The sequence below is a fragment of the Synechococcus sp. WH 8101 genome (assembly GCF_004209775.1).
GTDB lineage: Bacteria > Cyanobacteriota > Cyanobacteriia > PCC-6307 > Cyanobiaceae > Synechococcus_C.
Genome location: NZ_CP035914.1, coordinates 1,483,368 through 1,500,857, shown reverse-complemented (window position 1 = coordinate 1,500,857; position 17,490 = coordinate 1,483,368). Strand labels below are relative to the sequence as shown.

General features: G+C 64.2%; 13 protein-coding genes. 11 read left to right on the top strand and 2 right to left on the bottom strand.

Translation table 11 applies throughout. The features are described 5' to 3' along the window. Nucleotides 1-16: 16 nt before the first annotated feature. The 4 genes from tsf to SynWH8101_RS07830 are packed head-to-tail and all read left to right on the top strand — an operon-like array spanning nt 17 to nt 5,138. Nucleotides 17-673: a translation elongation factor Ts gene (tsf, locus tag SynWH8101_RS07845; RefSeq protein WP_130129285.1), complete on the top strand. Its 657-nt coding sequence runs from the start codon at nt 17-19 to the stop codon at nt 671-673. A gap of 28 nt (nt 674-701) precedes the next feature. Beyond that, on the top strand, nt 702-1,838 hold the full coding sequence (locus SynWH8101_RS07840) for a hypothetical protein (protein WP_130129284.1): 1,137 nt from the start codon (nt 702-704) through the stop codon (nt 1,836-1,838). Beyond that, the gene (recG, locus tag SynWH8101_RS07835) at nt 1,796-4,366 is read left to right on the top strand and encodes an ATP-dependent DNA helicase RecG (protein ID WP_174719506.1); all 2,571 of its coding nucleotides are present in this window, start codon (nt 1,796-1,798) and stop codon (nt 4,364-4,366) included. The genes SynWH8101_RS07840 and recG overlap by 43 nt, the downstream gene beginning before the upstream one ends. Before the next feature lie 46 nt (nt 4,367-4,412). After that, nucleotides 4,413-5,138 (top strand): M15 family metallopeptidase, encoded by a 726-nt coding sequence (locus tag SynWH8101_RS07830; protein WP_165380956.1) that lies wholly within the window; start codon nt 4,413-4,415, stop codon nt 5,136-5,138. Here the strand turns inward: SynWH8101_RS07830 and SynWH8101_RS07825 are convergent. Continuing rightward, on the bottom strand, nt 5,117-6,925 hold the full coding sequence (locus SynWH8101_RS07825) for an NADPH-dependent assimilatory sulfite reductase hemoprotein subunit (RefSeq protein ID WP_370586979.1): 1,809 nt from the start codon (nt 6,923-6,925) through the stop codon (nt 5,117-5,119). The genes SynWH8101_RS07830 and SynWH8101_RS07825 overlap by 22 nt on opposite strands. A gap of 76 nt (nt 6,926-7,001) precedes the next feature. Between SynWH8101_RS07825 and glyS the strand changes: the two genes are divergently transcribed. Beyond that, the gene (glyS, locus tag SynWH8101_RS07820; RefSeq protein WP_130129283.1) at nt 7,002-9,161 is read left to right on the top strand and encodes a glycine--tRNA ligase subunit beta; all 2,160 of its coding nucleotides are present in this window, start codon (nt 7,002-7,004) and stop codon (nt 9,159-9,161) included. A gap of 49 nt (nt 9,162-9,210) precedes the next feature. Here the strand turns inward: glyS and chlP are convergent, their stop codons facing one another. Beyond that, the gene (gene chlP / locus SynWH8101_RS07815) at nt 9,211-10,572 is read right to left on the bottom strand and encodes a geranylgeranyl reductase (RefSeq protein WP_130129282.1); all 1,362 of its coding nucleotides are present in this window, start codon (nt 10,570-10,572) and stop codon (nt 9,211-9,213) included. 111 nt (nt 10,573-10,683) lie between these two features. Here chlP and SynWH8101_RS07810 point away from each other — a divergent pair, with 111 nt between their 5' ends. From SynWH8101_RS07810 to lptB, 6 genes are all read left to right on the top strand, one after another. Then, on the top strand, nt 10,684-11,427 hold the full coding sequence (locus tag SynWH8101_RS07810; protein ID WP_130129281.1) for a M15 family metallopeptidase: 744 nt from the start codon (nt 10,684-10,686) through the stop codon (nt 11,425-11,427). 17 nt (nt 11,428-11,444) lie between these two features. Then, nucleotides 11,445-14,006: a U32 family peptidase gene (locus SynWH8101_RS07805; RefSeq protein ID WP_130130422.1), complete on the top strand. Its 2,562-nt coding sequence runs from the start codon at nt 11,445-11,447 to the stop codon at nt 14,004-14,006. Nucleotides 14,007-14,084: 78 nt separating this feature from the next. Next, complete coding sequence (gene typA / locus SynWH8101_RS07800) at nt 14,085-15,887, top strand: translational GTPase TypA (RefSeq protein WP_130129280.1); 1,803 nt, start codon at nt 14,085-14,087, stop codon at nt 15,885-15,887. Then, nucleotides 15,884-16,255: a DUF309 domain-containing protein gene (locus SynWH8101_RS07795; protein WP_130129279.1), complete on the top strand. Its 372-nt coding sequence runs from the start codon at nt 15,884-15,886 to the stop codon at nt 16,253-16,255. Before typA ends, SynWH8101_RS07795 begins: the two co-directional genes overlap by 4 nt. Before the next feature lie 85 nt (nt 16,256-16,340). Continuing rightward, nucleotides 16,341-16,763 (top strand): LptA/OstA family protein, encoded by a 423-nt coding sequence (locus SynWH8101_RS07790; RefSeq protein ID WP_370587028.1) that lies wholly within the window; start codon nt 16,341-16,343, stop codon nt 16,761-16,763. Then, a complete protein-coding gene (lptB, locus tag SynWH8101_RS07785; RefSeq protein ID WP_007102338.1) occupies nt 16,760-17,488 on the top strand; it encodes an LPS export ABC transporter ATP-binding protein in 729 nt (242 codons plus the stop codon). Before SynWH8101_RS07790 ends, lptB begins: the two co-directional genes overlap by 4 nt. Nucleotides 17,489-17,490: the final 2 nt, after the last annotated feature.

Genomic DNA, 17,490 nt, shown 5'->3' with positions numbered 1-17,490 from the left:
CTTTTTCTCCTCTCCGATGGCTGCCGTTTCTGCCAAGCTTGTCAAGGATCTGCGCGATAAGACCGGCGCAGGCATGATGGATTGCAAGAAAGCCCTGGCGGAGACCGAGGGCGACATGACCAAGGCCGTCGAGTGGTTGCGCCAGAAGGGCATCGCCAGTGCCGAGAAAAAATCCGGTCGCACCGCTGCTGAAGGTGCGATCGGCAGCTACATCCACACCGGTGCCCGGGTGGGTGTGCTGCTCGAACTGAACTGCGAGACTGACTTCGTGGCCCGTGGCGATGTGTTCCAGGGGCTGCTGCGCGACGTCGCCATGCAGATTGCGGCCTGCCCGAGTGTGGAGTACGTGAGCACCGATGACATCCCTCAGGATGTGGTGGATCGCGAGAAGGCAATTGAAATGGGCCGCGACGATCTCGACGGCAAGCCCGAGGCCATGAAGGCCAAGATCGTGGAGGGCCGCATCGGCAAACGGTTGAAGGAGATGGCCCTGTTGGATCAACCCTTCATTCGCGACAGCTCCCTCACCGTGGCGGAGTTGGTGAAGCAAGTCGCTGGCAAAATCGGCGAAAACGTGCAGGTGCGTCGTTTCACCCGTTACACCCTGGGTGAGGGGATCGAGGTGGAGCAGGTTGATTTCGCCACGGAGGTCGCCTCCATGACTGCGAGTTGAGTTGGTCGCCGCCCCAGAGCCTGCGTCCTTGCACGATTCACACGTGCGCGATCCGAACGAACAACTCGCTCGCCTAAGCGCCTGGGGCCAATCCCTGGCCCCGGCGTTGTACAGGGATCAGGCCCTTTATCTGCAGTTGCTGCGCGAGCAGCTTCCTTCCGCTGTTCGCACCGTGCTCACGGCGCTCCTGACGGCTGACCAGGGCGTGCGCCTGGATGTTTTGGACGCAACGGCACGCCAGGCGTTTCAGGCAAAGATTGACGCGCTGGTGCAGCGCTGTTGCTCCCTGCTCACGGTGGAGCAGCTCATGGAGCTGTCGCGTCAGATCGAGCGCGAGCACCTGGTGAGGCGACTGCAGGCCCAGCGGGCCCTGCTTGACGATCGCCCCACCACCGATGAGGCGCCAGGGGGCGGAGAGTCGTCCGCTTCGATTGCCCTGAGCCTGACACCACCGATCGATCAGCCGGAGCTGTTGCAGGGATTGCTGCCGCCCACTCAGGAGTCACCAGCGCTCCAGCCTGCAGCCGATGCCGCAGATGACGATGACGCATCGGCTCCCGAGTCGGACGATCTCACCACCCTGAGGTCTTTGTTTGCCATGGCCGGTCAGGTGATGGCCAGTGGTGCCGCGCTGTCCGATGCCGGCAGTGAGGCTGAACAGGAGGATGGAACCACCGATGCAGATCCGCTCGACCCCGATTCGGATCGCCTCCTGCCCAGCCTGCCGTTGGATCTGCTGCATTGGATGGACGGCCAGGATCAGGCGCTGATGCGCCGGCTTCGCAATCTCTCCCATGCCCTCAACGTGGAGTTGATGCGGGCGCAGCTGATGCACAGCCTGTTGCCGATCAGCCTGCTCGATGCCGCGCTTGCCGGTCAGCTCGAGACGTTGCCGTCCGTGTCCAATCTGCTGCGGCTGCGTGTGCCCTTGCCCACGGCCCCAGCCGGCCATTGGGTCGACCTGACCGGGGTGCTGCTGCGCCCTGCCGACCTGGAGTTTGATCGGATTGATCTGCGTCGCTGTCGATCCCGCCTGCGCCAACGGCGCCGTCAGCTGCTCACAATGGTGCGACAGCAACGCCACTGGCAGCGGCGTGCAACGACCCGGCAGGTGCAACAACAGTGGTGGCCCAGCCCAACCAATCCTCCACTGGATCAGAGCTGACACCACGGGCGGCTGGTCAGGGTCTAGCCGCCGAAGATCTGTCAGTGCTCCGGGCCTGGTTGCAGCCACTGCAGACTGCTCTGGGCCTGGAGGTTGAACGGGGTTGCTCTGATCTGCAGGGCCGCCAGGAGCGCTTCCACGCCTTTCTGAGCCGGCAACTGCAGGCACCGCCCCCTTGCCCCCTTCCTACTGATAGTCGGCAGCGTCTGGCTCGGATGGCGGAGTCTTTCGCTGGCTATCCGCAGCTGAATGAGGCGGCGCGGCGTCGTTTGGTGACCAGCACGCGGCAGTGGTTGCATGATCTGCGCCAACGGCTGGAGCCCAGCACACCGATGGCGCCGCCACGGCTCCGCTTCGATGCGCCCCCCGCTCCATCGGCGGGAACACCGTCGCCGTCCCCGAGCCGCCATGGTGGCCAGCCGACCCTTGACACGCCCCTGGGGAAGGTGAAGGGGGTTGGGCCAAAACTGGCGGAGCGCCTGGCGGCGCTTGGTCTGCTGCTGGTGCGCGATCTGCTCCTCTATTACCCCCGCGACTACGTCGACTACTCCGCCTTGCGCCGGATTGAGGCCCTGCAGGCCGGAGAGACTGCCACCATCGTCGCCAGCGTGCGCCGATGTCATGGCTTCACCAGTCCGCGCAATCCCAATCTCTCCATTCTGGAGCTGCAATTGCAGGATCCCACCGGCCGTTTGAAGGTCACGCGCTTTCTGGCCGGACGACGCTTCAGTTCTCCAGCGGCTTTGCACAGCCAGACCCGTCAATACCCTCCCGGGACCACGGTGGCCGTCAGCGGTCTGGTGAAAGCGGGCCCCTATGGACTCAGTTTTCAGGATCCCCTGATCGAGGTGATGGAGAGCGCCCAGGCGCCGCTGCGTTCTCGCCAGATCGGACGACTGCTGCCGGTGTATGCGCTGACGGAAGGGTTGACCGCCGATCGTCTGCGTCGCACCGTTGACGCCGTTCTGCCCCTGGGACGGCTCTGGCCCGAGCCGTTGACGGCTCAGCAACGTCAGCGGCTCGGTTTAATGACCCGCTCGGAAGCGCTGCACGCGATTCATCAGCCGCCCCACCGCGACAGCCTCCAGCAGGCCCGGCGTCGCCTGGTGTTTGATGAATTCCTCCTGCTTCAGCTCGGCTTGATGCAGCGCCGGGCGGCTTTGCGCCAGCGTCAGGCGCCAGCCCTACGCGCCCTGGGGGCCCGTGATGGTCTGGTGGGGCGTTTTCTTGATGAGCTTCCCTTTCGGCTCACGGCGGCCCAGGAGCGTGTACTGGCGGAGATTGAGCTGGATCTGGCCCGGCCGGAACCGATGGCACGGCTGGTGCAGGGCGACGTGGGCAGTGGCAAAACCGTGGTGGCGATCGCAGCCCTGCTCAAGGCCGTGGAGGCGGGCTGGCAGGGCGCGTTCATGGCACCCACCGAGGTGCTGGCGGAGCAGCACTACCGCAGCCTCTGTCGCTGGTTGATTCCTTTGAACGTGACGGTGGAGCTGCTGACCGGTGCCACGCCTCGGCCGGCGCGGCGACGCCTGCTCACGGATCTGGCGAACGGCCAGTTGAACATGCTGGTGGGCACCCATGCCCTGATTGAAGACCCGGTCGACTTTTCAAGGCTCGGCCTGGTGGTGGTGGATGAGCAGCATCGCTTCGGCGTGAAACAGCGCAACCGCCTGCTTGGCAAAGGATTGCAGCCCCATCTGCTCACGATGACGGCCACGCCGATCCCCCGCACCCTGGCCCTGTCACTCCATGGCGATCTTGACGTGAGTCAGATCGATGAGCTGCCGCCGGGGCGCACGCCGATCAAGACCCGGCTGCTCACCGCTTCAGCCCGGGATGAGGCCTATGCCCTGATCCGTGAGGAGGTCGCACGTGGCCAGCGAGCCTATGTGGTGCTGCCGTTGGTGGAGGACTCAGAAAAACTGGACCTTCGTTCAGCGGTGGAGGTCCATCGCCAACTGTCCGATGAGGTGTTCCCCGAGTTGGAGGTGGGGTTGTTGCATGGTCGCCTCAGCAGTGCGGAGAAGCAGGCGGTGATCCATGCCTTTGCGGAAGGGAGGGCGCAGGTGCTGGTGTCCACCACGGTGGTGGAGGTGGGGGTGGATGTGCCGGAGGCCAGCGTGATGGTGATCGACCACGCCGATCGCTTTGGTTTGGCGCAACTCCATCAGCTGCGCGGTCGTGTTGGTCGGGGGGCGGCCGCCTCCCATTGCCTGCTGATCAACGACAGCCGCAATGTGCTGGCGAAGCAGCGGCTGGAGGTGCTGGTGCGCTCCAACGATGGCTTTGAAATCGCCGAGATGGATCTGCGCCTGCGCGGCCCCGGGCAGGTTCTCGGCACCCGCCAGTCTGGATTGCCCGATCTGGCCCTGGCCAGCCTGGCTGATGACGGCAGTGTGCTGGAAGAAGCTCGGCAAGAGGCCGCAGCGTTGATCAGCGCTGACCCCAGCCTGCAGAACCAGCCGATCCTCCGGCAACTCCTGGCGGATCAGCTTCAGCGAACGGCCGCCGCCGGGCAGTTGAATTGAAGGCCACGGTCTGGAATGCGACGGTGAGCTTCTCGGCGTGCGAATCATGACCAGGCCCTGGAACGAGTGTTCGATTCATGAGTGCGGCGAACCCCTGGAGCCACTCCCATCGGTTCTTCATTGCCTCCGCCCCCATCCCTATCAGCGCCTCGGTGCCCCTTATGGGGAGGGGGCCGATCCCTTTCGTTTGCGCCGGGGTGTGCGCGAGCGGCTGATCCGGGCCGAGCAGCAGCTGCAGCAATGGGATGCCTCCTTGCGCCTGGCGATTTTTGATGCCTGGCGTCCGGTGGCGGTGCAGGCCTTCATGGTGGAGCATGCCGTGGCCGAGGAATGCCGACGGCATGGCTTGCATCCCACCGGCGCCGATCAGCCGATGTTGCGTCAGGAGCTCCGTCGCCGGGTGGGCCGTTTCTGGGCCCCTCCTAGCGCTGACCCTGCCACGCCACCTCCCCATAGCACTGGCGCTGCAGTGGATCTCACCCTGGCGGACCGCAACGGCCATCCCCTGGAGATGGGCGGGGCCATTGATGCGATCGATGCGGTGTCGGAGCCGGAGTTCCACGCCGCCGCCGCTGCTGCCGATCCCGAATCGGAGGCTGCGCTCTGGCATCAGCGCCGCTGCCTGCTGGCGGAATGCCTGCACACCCAGGGATTGGTCCGTCACCCGAACGAGTGGTGGCATTTCAGTTTCGGTGACCAGCTCTGGGCCTGGCGCACGCAGGCGCCATCGGCCCGATACGGCCGGGTGGATCAGGTGGGGGCCACCGCCTGATCACTCACCGCCTGATCACCGAGCAGTGCCGCCACAACCTGATCGCCGAGTTTCTCGACATGGTCGCCGAGGCTGCGCCGGCCACCGGCGTCGCGCCAGCTGATCAGCAGAGGTTCCAGGGTGGTCTCGAGTTGTTCGAGGGGCATCCGTTGCAGGAAGGGGCGGGCCAGGCGTTGCAGATTGGCGCTGCCGCCAAGCCAGAGCTGATATTGATTCACGCCGCTGCCCACCAGGGCCACTTCCGCCATGTAAGGGCGTGCACACCCGTTCGGGCAGCCGGTCATCCGCACCAGGATCGGTTTGTTGATCGCCAGCTGTTCCAGCTGGGTGTTGAGCCGCTCGAGCACGTCGGGAAGAATGCGCTCCGATTCTGTGATCGCCAGGCCGCAGGTGGGCAGGGCCGGACAGGCGATCGCATGGCGGGCCAGCGGTGCAGGCGCGTCCGGCGTCTCGATGCCGAGATCGGCAAGGGCCTGGCGGATGCCGGCCCGCTGCGGGGTGCCGATGTTGCAGAGCAGCAGATCCTGATTGGGCGTCAGCCGGATCTCGAGCTGGTAGGTCTCCACGATCCGCCGCAGCCCAGCTTTGAGCTCTCCCTCCAGGCGACCGCACAGCAGGGGGATGCCGACAAACCACATGCCAGGCCGGTGGCGGTGCCAGCCGAGGTAGTCGGTGAGCTTTGGTTTTGCCTCATGGCGCAGGGCGCCTAGCTCCCCCTGGAAGTAGCGGGCCAGCAGCTCGTCGCGGAACCAGTCGATGCCCCGATCGTGAATCAGATACTTCATTCGCGCATGGCGCCGCAGGGTTCGATCGCCGTGATCGCGCTGGAGGGCGAGGATCGCCTGCACGAGATCCAGAACCTGGTCGGCGGCTACATAGCCCAAGGGGTCGGCGATCCGAGCAAAGGTCTCCTCTTTGTTGTGGGTGCGGCCCATGCCCCCTCCCACGTACACATTGCAACCGCGCAGGGCGCCGGAGGGATCGCTGAAGGCCACCAGGCCGATGTCCTGGGTGAGCAGATCCACGGAATTGTCACCGGGAACGGTAACGGCCACCTTGAACTTGCGGGGCAGATAGGTGTCGCCGTAGAGGGGTTCCTGTGGATCACCGGAAAACACAGCGCCATCGAGCTGGCGCTGCCGGGCCGCTTTGACGTTGCGGTTTGGTTTGATCCGATAGCTGAGGTCGCCGTCGACCCAGAGGTCGAGATAGGAGCCTTCGGCTGTTTCGGGGCTGAGCAGATCGGCGATGTCATCGGCGAGCTGCCGGGCTGCCGGATAGCCATCCTTGTCGAATGGGGCCGCCGGTGCCATCACATTGCGATTGACATCTCCGCAGGCCGCCAGGGTGGAGCCCATGTGGCGCACGATCGTGCCGATCACTTCCTTGAGGTCGGCTTTGGCCACCCCATGCATCTGAAAGGCCTGGCGGGTGGTGGCCCGCAGGCTGCCGTCTCCGAGGCGATTGGAAAGATCGTCGAGAGCCAGGAACAAGGAGGCGGGAATTCTGCCGCCGGGGCTGCGTAAACGCAGCATCATCTGCCAGTGCTTGTCTTTTCCCTTCTCGCGCCGATCGCGATCATCCTGTTGATAGCTGCCGTGAAACTTGAGGATCTGAAGCGCATCCTCACTGAACTGGGGCCGATCGTTCGCCAGTTCTGTTAGTAACGGTTCGCGCAGGTAATCGCTGTCGACCTTGCGTTGTTCCGCCTTGGGTAGTGTCTGAGCACCGTCGCCGTTGCCGGAGCCCAGCGGACTCTGCGATGCATCGACGTCGAGCTGGCTCACTGGCACACGAAATCCATCTCTCCGAAAGTAGCGAAACGGCTTCCAATACAGTCGGCCACTGGATGGATCGACGGGCGTGGCTTCAACCTTTCTGCTGGAGATCGGAACGGAGGAACTGCCGGCTGATTTTGCCCGCCTGGCTCTGCCCCAGCTCAAGGCGACGGTGGCGGGCGATCTGAAGGAGTGGCGTCTGAACCATGGCGCGATTCAGGTCACCAGCACCCCCCGGCGCCTGGCCGTGATCGTGGAGAACCTGGTCGAGCGCCAGGAGGATCTGCGCGAGGACCGCAAGGGGCCGCCCGTTGCCCAGGCCTATGTCGATGGCCAGCCCGGTCCGGCTGCCCTTGGTTTCGCGCGCCGCTGCGGCGTCGACCCCTCGGCTCTGCAGGTCCGTGCCACACCCAAAGGCGACTGTGTGTTTGCCACGGTGTTGGTGGAAGGTCAAAGCACCCTGGCGCTGTTGCAGGCGCGCATCCCCGGTTGGATTGATGCACTGCAGGGGCGTCGCTTCATGCGTTGGGGTTCGGGTGATCAGCGCTTCAGCCGTCCGGTGCGCTGGTTGGTGGCTCTCTTCGGCGAGGCCTGCGTGCCAGTGACTCTGGCGGCCAGCGATCCGGTGGTGCACAGCGGACGTTCCAGCCGGGCCCACCGCCTGTTGGATCAGCCTGTGGATCTTGCCGAGGCGGAGGCCTACGGCGCTGCCCTGGCGGCGGCGGGAGTGGTGGTGGACCGCGACGAGCGAGCGGAGATGATCCGCACCGCCCTTAAGGAGCGGGCCCAGGCCCTGCAGGGCGAGGCTGATTGCCCGCCTGCTCTGTTCGAGGAGCTGGTGGATCTCGTCGAGGCCCCCAGGGTGCTCACCGGCTCGATTGCCGATCGCTATCTGGCGTTGCCGCCGGAGGTGATCATCACCGTGATGCAATCGCATCAACGTTATGTGCCCCTCCGCCGTCCAGGCGTGAACATGGATCCCCTCGGGTTGAGAGCCCGCGAGGTTTTATGCCCCGACTTCCTGTTGGTGAGCAACGGCCTGGCTTCGGCAGATGATCGGATTCGTGAAGGTAATCAACGGGTGTTGAGTGCGCGCCTGGCCGATGCTGAATTCTTTCTCACCGTGGATCGCCGCCAGCCCAGTTGCGAGCGGAGAGAGGCGCTGCAGGCCGTGACCTTTGCGGAGGGATTGGGTAGTTTGCGCGATCGCTCCGATCGGATCGAGTACCTCGCAGGCCAGCTGCTCGAGCAGCTCGATTGTCCCTTGGCCACGCAGGAAGCGGCCCGTCGTGCCGCCCACCTCTGCAAACACGACCTGGTGAGTCAGATGGTGGGCGAGTTCCCGGAATTGCAGGGATTGATCGGAGGCAAATATCTCCTGGAGGAGGGAGAATCCCGCGCCGTCGCTCTGGCTGTAGTGGAGCACTATCAACCCCGGGGTGCCGGCGATGCCTTGCCATCCAGTGATGCCGGCGCCGTGGTGGCTCTAGCCGAGCGCTTCGAACTGCTCCTGAGCATTTTCGCCAAAGGTGAGCGACCCAGCGGTTCCTCCGATCCCTATGCCTTGCGCCGCGCTGGGAATGGCATCCTTCAGATCCTCTGGGAACGGGGCTGGCGTCTCGATCTGCTCGAGCTCCTGAAGGGCGCTGCTGGGCGTTGGCAGGAGCTGCTGCCCGCTTTCGCTGTGGACACCGATGCCCTGGTGAGGGATCTGGTGCTCCTGTTGCGCCAGCGCATCCATTCCCAGCTTGAAGACGATGGCCATGACCCCGACTTGGTGCAGGCCGTTGCAGGGGATGCGGTCAGCGACGAACGCCTCCTCTGCGATCCGATCGATGTGCTGGATCGGATCCGCCTTCTCTCCCAGCTGCGTCAGCAGAACCGACTGGTGGCCGTTCAGGCGGTGGTGCAGCGGGCCGCCCGCCTCGCGGAGAAAGGCGATCTGTCTCTCGGCGTGCTCAATGCCGCCGACGCCGTAGATCCGAAACGGTTTGCCTCACCGAGCGAGCAGGCGATGTATGGCGTGGTGCAACAGCTGGAGCCTCTAGCCCAAGCTCGCAATTATCAGGCTCTTACTCATGCTCTGGTGGAGGCCACGCCCACCCTGGAAGCGTTCTTTGATGGCGATCAGAGTGTGATGGTGATGGCCGACGAGCCAGAGCTTCGCCGCAATCGTCTCAATCTGCTCTCTGTCCTGCGCAATCAGGCCACGGTGTTGGCTCAGTTCGAACGGATCCAGGCCTGAGGCCTGGATCCACGGATGGCATCAAGGGCGCGGTTTCAGGCGGCTGGTCTCAGGCGACGGTGGCGGTTTCTTTGTGATCGCTACTGCCGCTGGCTTGGGCTTTAATCGCTTCGGCCGCTTCCTGGGCAAGGAAGTCACCATCCGATCGTCCCACCGCTGAGGGAACCGGGCCGTAGTTGGAGGGGGCCAGGGCTTCGCCGCGCAGCAGGCTGCCCAGGGTGCGAAGGGTGAGCTTGACCTGTTGCCAGGGGTTCATCATCACCACCCGCTTGTAGAGGTAGCTGTCGAAGGTCAGCTTCTGGACGTCGCGGTCATCGCACATTTCCACGAAAGCTTCGCGGGCAGCATCGTTGCGATAAAAAATGCGCTGCAGAATGTCGAGGACGGCATAGGTGGCACCGTACTTGCGGTCCCAGCGCTTCAAATAGGTGGCTTTGATCTCCTTTTCAGTGGGGATGCGCGCACCGTTGCCTGAGATTTCCACGATCGCCTCCGCGCACATCCGGCCGCTCTTGGCGGCGAAGTAAATCCCCTCACCAGAGCTCTTGGTCACATAGCCGGCCGCATCACCAACCAGGGCCATCCGTCCCACCACCCGGCGGGGACGGGGATGCTCGGGGATCGGATGGGCTTCCACCTTGATCACTTCGCCCTTGAACAGGCGCTTGCTGGCTCGCTCCCGAATCCCTTTCTGCAGCCCTTTGATCAGCGACTGATTCTGCTGCATGGTGCCCGTTCCGACCGCCACGTGGTCGTACTTGGGAAACACCCAGGCATAGAAATCAGGGGACACATCGGTGCCCACATACATTTCGGCGAGATCCTCGTAGTAAGCCATCTCTTCGGCAGGAAGCTTGATCCGCTCTTGAAAGGCGATCGCCACGTTGTAGTCGCCGGCGTCCATCGCTTTGGCGACGCGGGAATTAGCCCCGTCGGCACCAATGATCAGATCCACCTCCAGACTTTTGATCTCACCAGTGGGTCCACCACTGCTGTAGTCGGCGTAGTGGAGGGTGTAGGGGCCTTGGCGTTGGTTGCCGGTGTCGATCTTCTGCACCAGACCATTCACCAAGGTGGCACCGAGCTCGGCGGCCCGGTTGCGCAGAAACGCATCAAACACCTCACGCCGGCACATGCCGATGTAGGCGTTTTGGTCGTAGCCGAGCGGATCAAGCTTGATATCCACCTCCCGGTTGGAGGGGGAGATCATTTTCATGTTCCGCACCTTGCGGTCGATGATGTGATCGGGGATCTCGAATTCATCGACCATGCACAACGGGATGGCCCCGCCGCAGGGTTTGGCGTTATCGAGTTTTCGCTCAAAGAGCCAGGTCTGGATGCCGGCTTTGGCGAGAATTTCTGCAGCGCAGGATCCGGATGGACCCCCACCGACGACGGCAACTCGAAGCATCGCAGCCTGACTCCGCTGGATTGTTCTCGCGAAGCTATCACCGTCAACGGTGGTGCTGTGGAGGGGGCCTGGCACCCCCCCTTACGATCGTCACAAGACTGCATCAACGTTGTGGCTCGTGCCGTTGCGCCCCGTCGCACCAGCCGGGATGACATTCCGGTCGCACGTCGCGCCCGGCCGGAGCGGCGCCGCTCCGGCGGCGGGTCGGGTGTCTGGATCGCCTGTGTGCTGGTGTTTGGGGGGTCTTTGGGAACGGTGCTTTTCGGTCCGTCCCTCCTGGCCAGATTGTCTCCACCGTCTGTGGTGGTGGAAGGGATCGAGGAAACCCCCAGCACCGACGGTCGCCTTCTCGGCCACTTTCCCTACCCGGAGGCCTCTGTGACGGAACTGGTCTCGGTGGAGCCTGGCATTGAGCTCCATACTGATGCGGCCTCGGCGTTCAGGGCTCTGCAGCAGGCTGCCGCCGCCGATGGCGTGGATCTTCGCTTGCTCAGTGGCTACCGCTCCCATGCCCTCCAGAAGGGGATTTTCTTCGATGTGAAATCGGAGCGGAATCAAACGGCATCAGAGCGGGCCAAGGTGAGTGCCCCCCCGGGCTATTCGGAGCACAGCACGGGATTCGCCATGGATCTGGGGGATGGCGATGCGCCCGGCACCAACCTCTCCCAGTCGTTTGAAACAACTCGCGCCTTCCGCTGGCTCCAGGACCATGCGGCCAGCTACCACTTTGTGCTCTCCTTCCCACCCTCGAACCCTCAGGGGGTGAGTTACGAGCCGTGGCACTGGCGTTTTGAGGGGTCAGCCGAAGCTCTGCGGCGCTTCGAGCCAGCCCGACAGCTCGCCCAAACGCTTTGACGTCGAACGCATCGGCACTGTCGCTGCCCGAGCTTCTGGCCCCCGCCGGCGATTGGGCCGCACTCAAAGCGGCCGTGGCCCAGGGCGCTGATGCGGTGTATTTCGGGGTGGAGGCCTTCAATGCTCGCTTGAGGGCTGAAAACTTCCGCCTCCAGGAGCTGCCCGAGATCATGTCCTGGCTGCATGCCAGGGGCGTGAAGGGGTTTCTCACCTTCAACGTGCTCGTGTTCACGGATGAGCTCCCCGCCGCGGCGAGCCTGCTGCTGGCCGCGGCACGGGCTGGGGTGGATGCCTTGATCGTGCAGGACCTGGGCCTCTGCATGCTCGCCCGTCAACTCGTCCCGGAGTTGGCCCTGCATGCCTCCACCCAGATGTCGATCACCAGCGCTGCCGGTGTCGCCCAGGCGGCGGCGGCGGGCTGTGAGCGGGTGGTGTGCGCCAGAGAACTGAGCCTGAAGGACCTGCGGCGCCTGCAACAGCAGCTGCGGCAGTGTCAGCAGATAGGTCAGTGTCAGCAGCCGATGCCGCTCGAAGTGTTCGTGCATGGTGCCCTGTGTGTGGCCTACTCGGGGCAGTGCCTCACCAGCGAAGCGCTCGGGCAGCGCAGTGCCAACCGGGGCGAATGCGCCCAGGCCTGTCGCCTGCCCTACGCCTTGATCGTGGATGGTGAGCAGCGGGATTTGGTGGAGCAGCGCTATCTGCTCTCTCCCCAGGACCTTTCGGCCTGGGCGCTGCTCCCGGAGCTGGTCGACCTGGGGATCGCCAGTTTCAAGATCGAAGGTCGCCTGAAGGACCCCACCTACGTGGCCTCCGTCACCCAGGCCTATCGCCAGCAGCTGGATGGCCTCGCGGTCGACCCTGCAGCCATTCGTCGCCAGTTGGAGCTGGGCTTTTCCCGTGGCCTCTCGAGTGGCTGGCTGGAGGGCGTGAACCACCGCCGGCTTGTCCATGGCCTCTGGAGCAAGAAGCGTGGACCCGTGATCGGGCGCCTCGAGCGTGTGGAAGCGCGGGGCTGGCTGGTGTTGCGAAGTTCCGAATCGCTTCGGCCCGGGCAGGGGCTGGTGCTGGAGGTGGCGGACGTCAACGCCGATCCCCTGGAGCCGCCTCGGGAGCTCGGGGGGCGGATCATGGAGATTCAAAGTCTGGGAACGGATCGCTGTCGTCTGCGCCTCGGGCCGAAACGACACGATGTGCGTGCCCTGCGTCCTGGCGCCACCGTGTGGCTCACCGATGATCCCCAGTGGCAGAGCCATTGGCAGCGGCAGGCGGCCCTAGAGGTCTCAGCCCTGGAGCGGCCGCTGCGGCTGCGGGTGTCGGGTCAGGTCGGGGCGCCGCTTCGGCTCCAGGCGGTGGTGCCGCCCCTGGCCTCCGGGCCGATCACGGTGGAGAGTGCCATGGCCCTCCAGCCCGCCCAGGCTCAGGCGCTGGATCGATCGCGACTCGAGGGTCAGTTGGGACGGCTTGGCGGTACGGGCTGGCGGCTGGAGGCTCTGGAGCTCGACCTGGCGGAGGGGATGTTCTTGCCGGTCGCCGAACTCAACAGGATGCGACGACGCCTGCTGACGGCGATGGCCGACGTGGATCACACGGATCACAGCGCGTCCACCGCCGGGCCTGCGGAAGATCACGAGGCGATCGAGCGGGCTTTGGCGGCCTGCGCGCCGCAGCGACCGGAGCGTTCCGCTGCCATTGAAGTGCCGGCTCTGCATGTGCTGGTGCGCAGCCTTGAGCAGCTCCAGGCCCTGATCGAGGTGGGTGATGCCGTCCCGATCGCCAGCGTGGTGGCGGATCTGGAGTGCCCCAGTGATCTCAAAACTGCGGTGCGGCTCGGCCGTGGTCACTGGCCCGGGGGGATCCGTTTGGCCGGTGCCCGCATCACCCGGCCCGACGAGCGCTGGAGCCTGGAACCGCTGATTCGCGCTGAAGCCGATGGTTATCTGGTGCGCAATGCCGATCAGCTCGAAACACTCAGTCCCCTCGCCCCTTGCGTCGGCGACTTCTCCCTGAATATTGCCAACCCCCTGAGCCATCGCTGGATGCTTGAGCACTGGGGGCTCCAGCGGCTCACCGCCAGCTATGACCTGAACCTGAGCCAGTTGCTCGACCTGGCCAGGGCGGTCGATCCGGCCCAGCTGGAGGTGACCCTGCATCAGCACATGCCCCTGTTTCACATGGAGCACTGCTTGTTCTGTGCCTTCCTCTCCGAGGGGCACGACCACACCGATTGCGGTCGCCCCTGTGAACAGCATGTGGTGAGCCTGCGCGATCGCAGTGGTGTCGACCATCCGCTGCGGGCCGACCTGGGGTGTCGCAACACCCTGTTCAATGGCCGAGCCCAGAGTGGTGTGGAGGCTTTGCCCGATCTGCTGGCGGCGGGGTTGCGCCACTTCCGGCTGGAGCTTTTAGAGGAGAACGCCGAGGCCAGCGTGCGCCGCGTCAGGCTGTATGGACAGGCTCTCCAGGGCAGGATTGCTTCTGAGGCTGTGTGGCGGCAGGAACGGATCGACCACCGGCTCGGGGTCACCCGCGGCGGCCTGCGGGGAGCGAGGTCCGAACGCACCAGTCGCCTCGGTTCCTGACGGATCTCACGTTGAGATAGCCTGGGCCGGCTGCGCCCACGGGCGAGATCAGCCTTTTTTCAGACCGATACGGACCCCATGAGCGCCCCGAATAAGGCGATTCGCAATATCGCGATCATCGCCCACGTTGACCACGGCAAAACAACCCTGGTCGACGCCCTGCTCAATCAGTCCGGCATCTTCCGCGACAACGAAGCGGTGCCCACCTGCGTGATGGACTCCAACGATCTGGAGCGGGAGCGCGGCATCACCATTCTCTCCAAAAACACGGCGGTCACTTACAACGAAACCCGCATCAACATCGTCGATACCCCCGGTCACGCCGATTTCGGTGGCGAAGTGGAGCGGGTGCTCGGCATGGTGGATGGCTGCCTGCTGATCGTGGATGCCAATGAGGGGCCGATGCCCCAGACCCGCTTCGTGTTGAAGAAAGCGCTGGAGCAGGGGCTCCGTCCGATTGTGTTCGTGAACAAGATCGACCGGGCGCGCGTCGATCCCGAGACGGCTGTCGACAAGGTGCTGGATCTGTTCATCGAGCTGGGCGCCGATGACGATCAGTGCGATTTCCCTTACCTGTTCGGTAGTGGTCTGGGTGGGTTCGCCAAGCCCGATATGAAAACCGACAGCGACACGATGCGGCCGTTGTTCGATGCGATCCTGCGCCATGTTCCGCCGCCGGTCGGTGATCCCGAGAAGCCACTGCAGCTTCAGATCACCACCCTCGACTACTCCGATTTCCTCGGTCGGATCATCATCGGCCGCGTTCACAACGGCGTGATAAAGCAGGGGCAGAGTGCGGCCTTGATCAAGGACGACGGCAGCGTCAAGAAGGGGCGGATCAGCAAGTTGCTCGGTTTCGAAGGCCTGCAGCGTGTGGAAATCGAGCAAGCCTCTGCCGGTGATCTGGTGGCCGTGGCCGGTTTCGATGATGTGAACATCGGCGAAACGATCGCCTGCCCGGATGAGCCCAAAGCTCTGCCGCTGATCAAGGTGGACGAGCCCACCCTGCAGATGACTTTCGTGGTCAACGACTCCCCCTTCGCCGGTAAGGAGGGCAAATTCGTGACCAGTCGCCAGGTGCGCGACCGCCTGCAGCGCGAACTGCTCACCAATGTCGCTCTGCGCGTGGAAGACACCGACTCACCGGACCGCTTCGCCGTGAGCGGTCGTGGTGAACTCCACCTGGGCATCCTGATTGAAACCATGCGGCGCGAGGGCTATGAGTTCCAGGTGTCCCAGCCGCAGGTGATCTTCCGCACGATTGACGGCACCCCCTGCGAGCCGGTGGAGACTCTGGTGATGGATGTGCCTGAGGAAGCGGTTGGGGCCTGCATAGAGAAGCTCGGCACCCGCAAAGGTGAGATGCAGAACATGGAAACCGGCCAGGACGGTCGCACCCAGCTCGAATTCATCGTTCCCTCACGTGGCCTGATCGGTTTCCGTGGGGAATTCATCCGCGCCACCCGCGGTGAAGGGATCATGAGCCATTCCTTCTTTGAATACCGGCCGATGCTGGGTGATTTCGACACTCGCCGGAATGGTGTGCTGATCGCCTTTGAGGAGGGAACCGCCACCTTCTATGCCCTCAAGAATGCCGAAGATCGGGGCCAGTTCTTCATCTCTCCCGGCACCAAGGTGTACAAGGGCATGATCATCGGTGAGAACAATCGTCCTCAGGATCTTGAGATCAACATCTGTAAGGCGAAGCAGCTCACCAACATGCGTTCGGCTGGTGCTGATGAACTCGACACCCTGCAGGCCCCCGTCCAGATGACCCTGGAGCGGGCGCTGGAGTACATCGGTCCCGATGAGATGCTCGAAGTCACCCCGGAGTCGATCCGTCTGCGCAAGCTGCCAGCCAAGAAGATGGCCAAGCGTTGAGCGTCAATCCCACCGCGACGGCAGACGATCCCCGTTTCGCGCGGGGTGTCGCTCTGTTTGATCAAGGCGAGTGGTACGCCGCCCACGATGTGCTCGAGGATCTCTGGCATGAAACCTCAGATCCCGAGCGGCGGGTGCTGCAGGGGCTGATCCAGATTGCCGTGGCCCAGGTACATCTGCAGCGCGGCAATGTGCGGGGTGCCACGATTCTGTTCGGTGAAGGGCTCGGTCGCCTCAGTGGCCGCGCCGATCCCGATCTCGGACTTGATCTTCCGCGCTTGCGCGAACGGGTCTCTCAGCGCCTGAAGGCGCTTCAGAACGGTGAGGATCCAGACATCACTTTGCCGCCGCTGCGTCTGTTGTCCTGATCGGGATGTCGGTACATTGAGCCATCGCATCTTCGGCTACGCCTTGTCGGTTTCTGTGTCACGGCTGTCGACCGCCTGGTTTTCCATGCTGTGTCTCAGTGCTCTGGCGCCGGGCCTCTGCGCCCAGCCGCAACAGCCTGTTGCGAGCCAACAGCCTGCTCAGCAGGGCGGTTTGATCACGATTGAATCCGACACCCAGAGCGCCGACAACATCACCGGTGTGGTGACGGCACTCGGCAATGTGCGCATTGTCTATCCCGCCAGGGGGATGGTGGCCACTTCGCGTCAGGCCCAGTACTACAGCAAGGAGGGGCGGCTGGTGCTGAGCGGTGATGTGGATGTGATTCAGGAGGGTGGCAATGCCCTTCGGGCTGAACGTGTCGTGTATTCACTCGACGATGAGCGCGCCGTGGCCGAACCACCGCAGGGGGGGCAGGTGTTCAGCCAGATGGTGATCCGCCAGGACCAGGGCCAACCGCTGCCGGCCGTCACCCCTCTCCTGCCATGAGCCTGACCCTGGAACGGGTCTCCCTGACCCTGGGGGGCCGACCGTTGGTGCGCGATCTCTCGATTGCGCTGGCACCTGGTGAGGTGATCGGTTTGCTCGGGCCGAACGGGGCTGGCAAAACCACCAGTTTCAATCTGGTGATCGGCTTGTTACGCCCCGACCAGGGGCAGGTGCTGCTGGATGGGCATCCGATCGCCGGGCTGCCGATGCCGGAACGGGCCCGGCTCGGGATCGGTTACCTGCCGCAGGAGCCAAGTGTCTTCCGCCAGCTCACCGTGCGCGAGAACCTCGAGCTTGTTCTCGCCCAGAGCTGCCTGCCCACGCAGCAGTGCCGTGAGCGTCTGCATCAATTGGTGGAGGATTTCCACCTCAGTGCCTTTCTCAACCGTCGTGGCTATCAGCTTTCCGGCGGGGAGCGCCGCCGCTGCGAGGTGGCCCGGGCCCTGGCCGTGGGCCTGGAGGGTCCGCGTTATCTGCTGCTCGACGAACCCTTCGCTGGGGTGGATCCCCTCGCCGTGGCGGATCTGCAACAGCTGATTCAGGGTCTGCGCGATCGGGGGATGGGCATCCTGATCACCGACCACAACGTGCGCGAAACGCTGGCGATCACCGATCGCGCCTACATCCTCACCGACGGCTCGATCCTGGCCTCCGGTCCCTCCGATCAGGTCGCCCACGATCCCCAGGTGCGGCGCCACTATCTCGGGGAGGGGTTCCAGCTGTGATC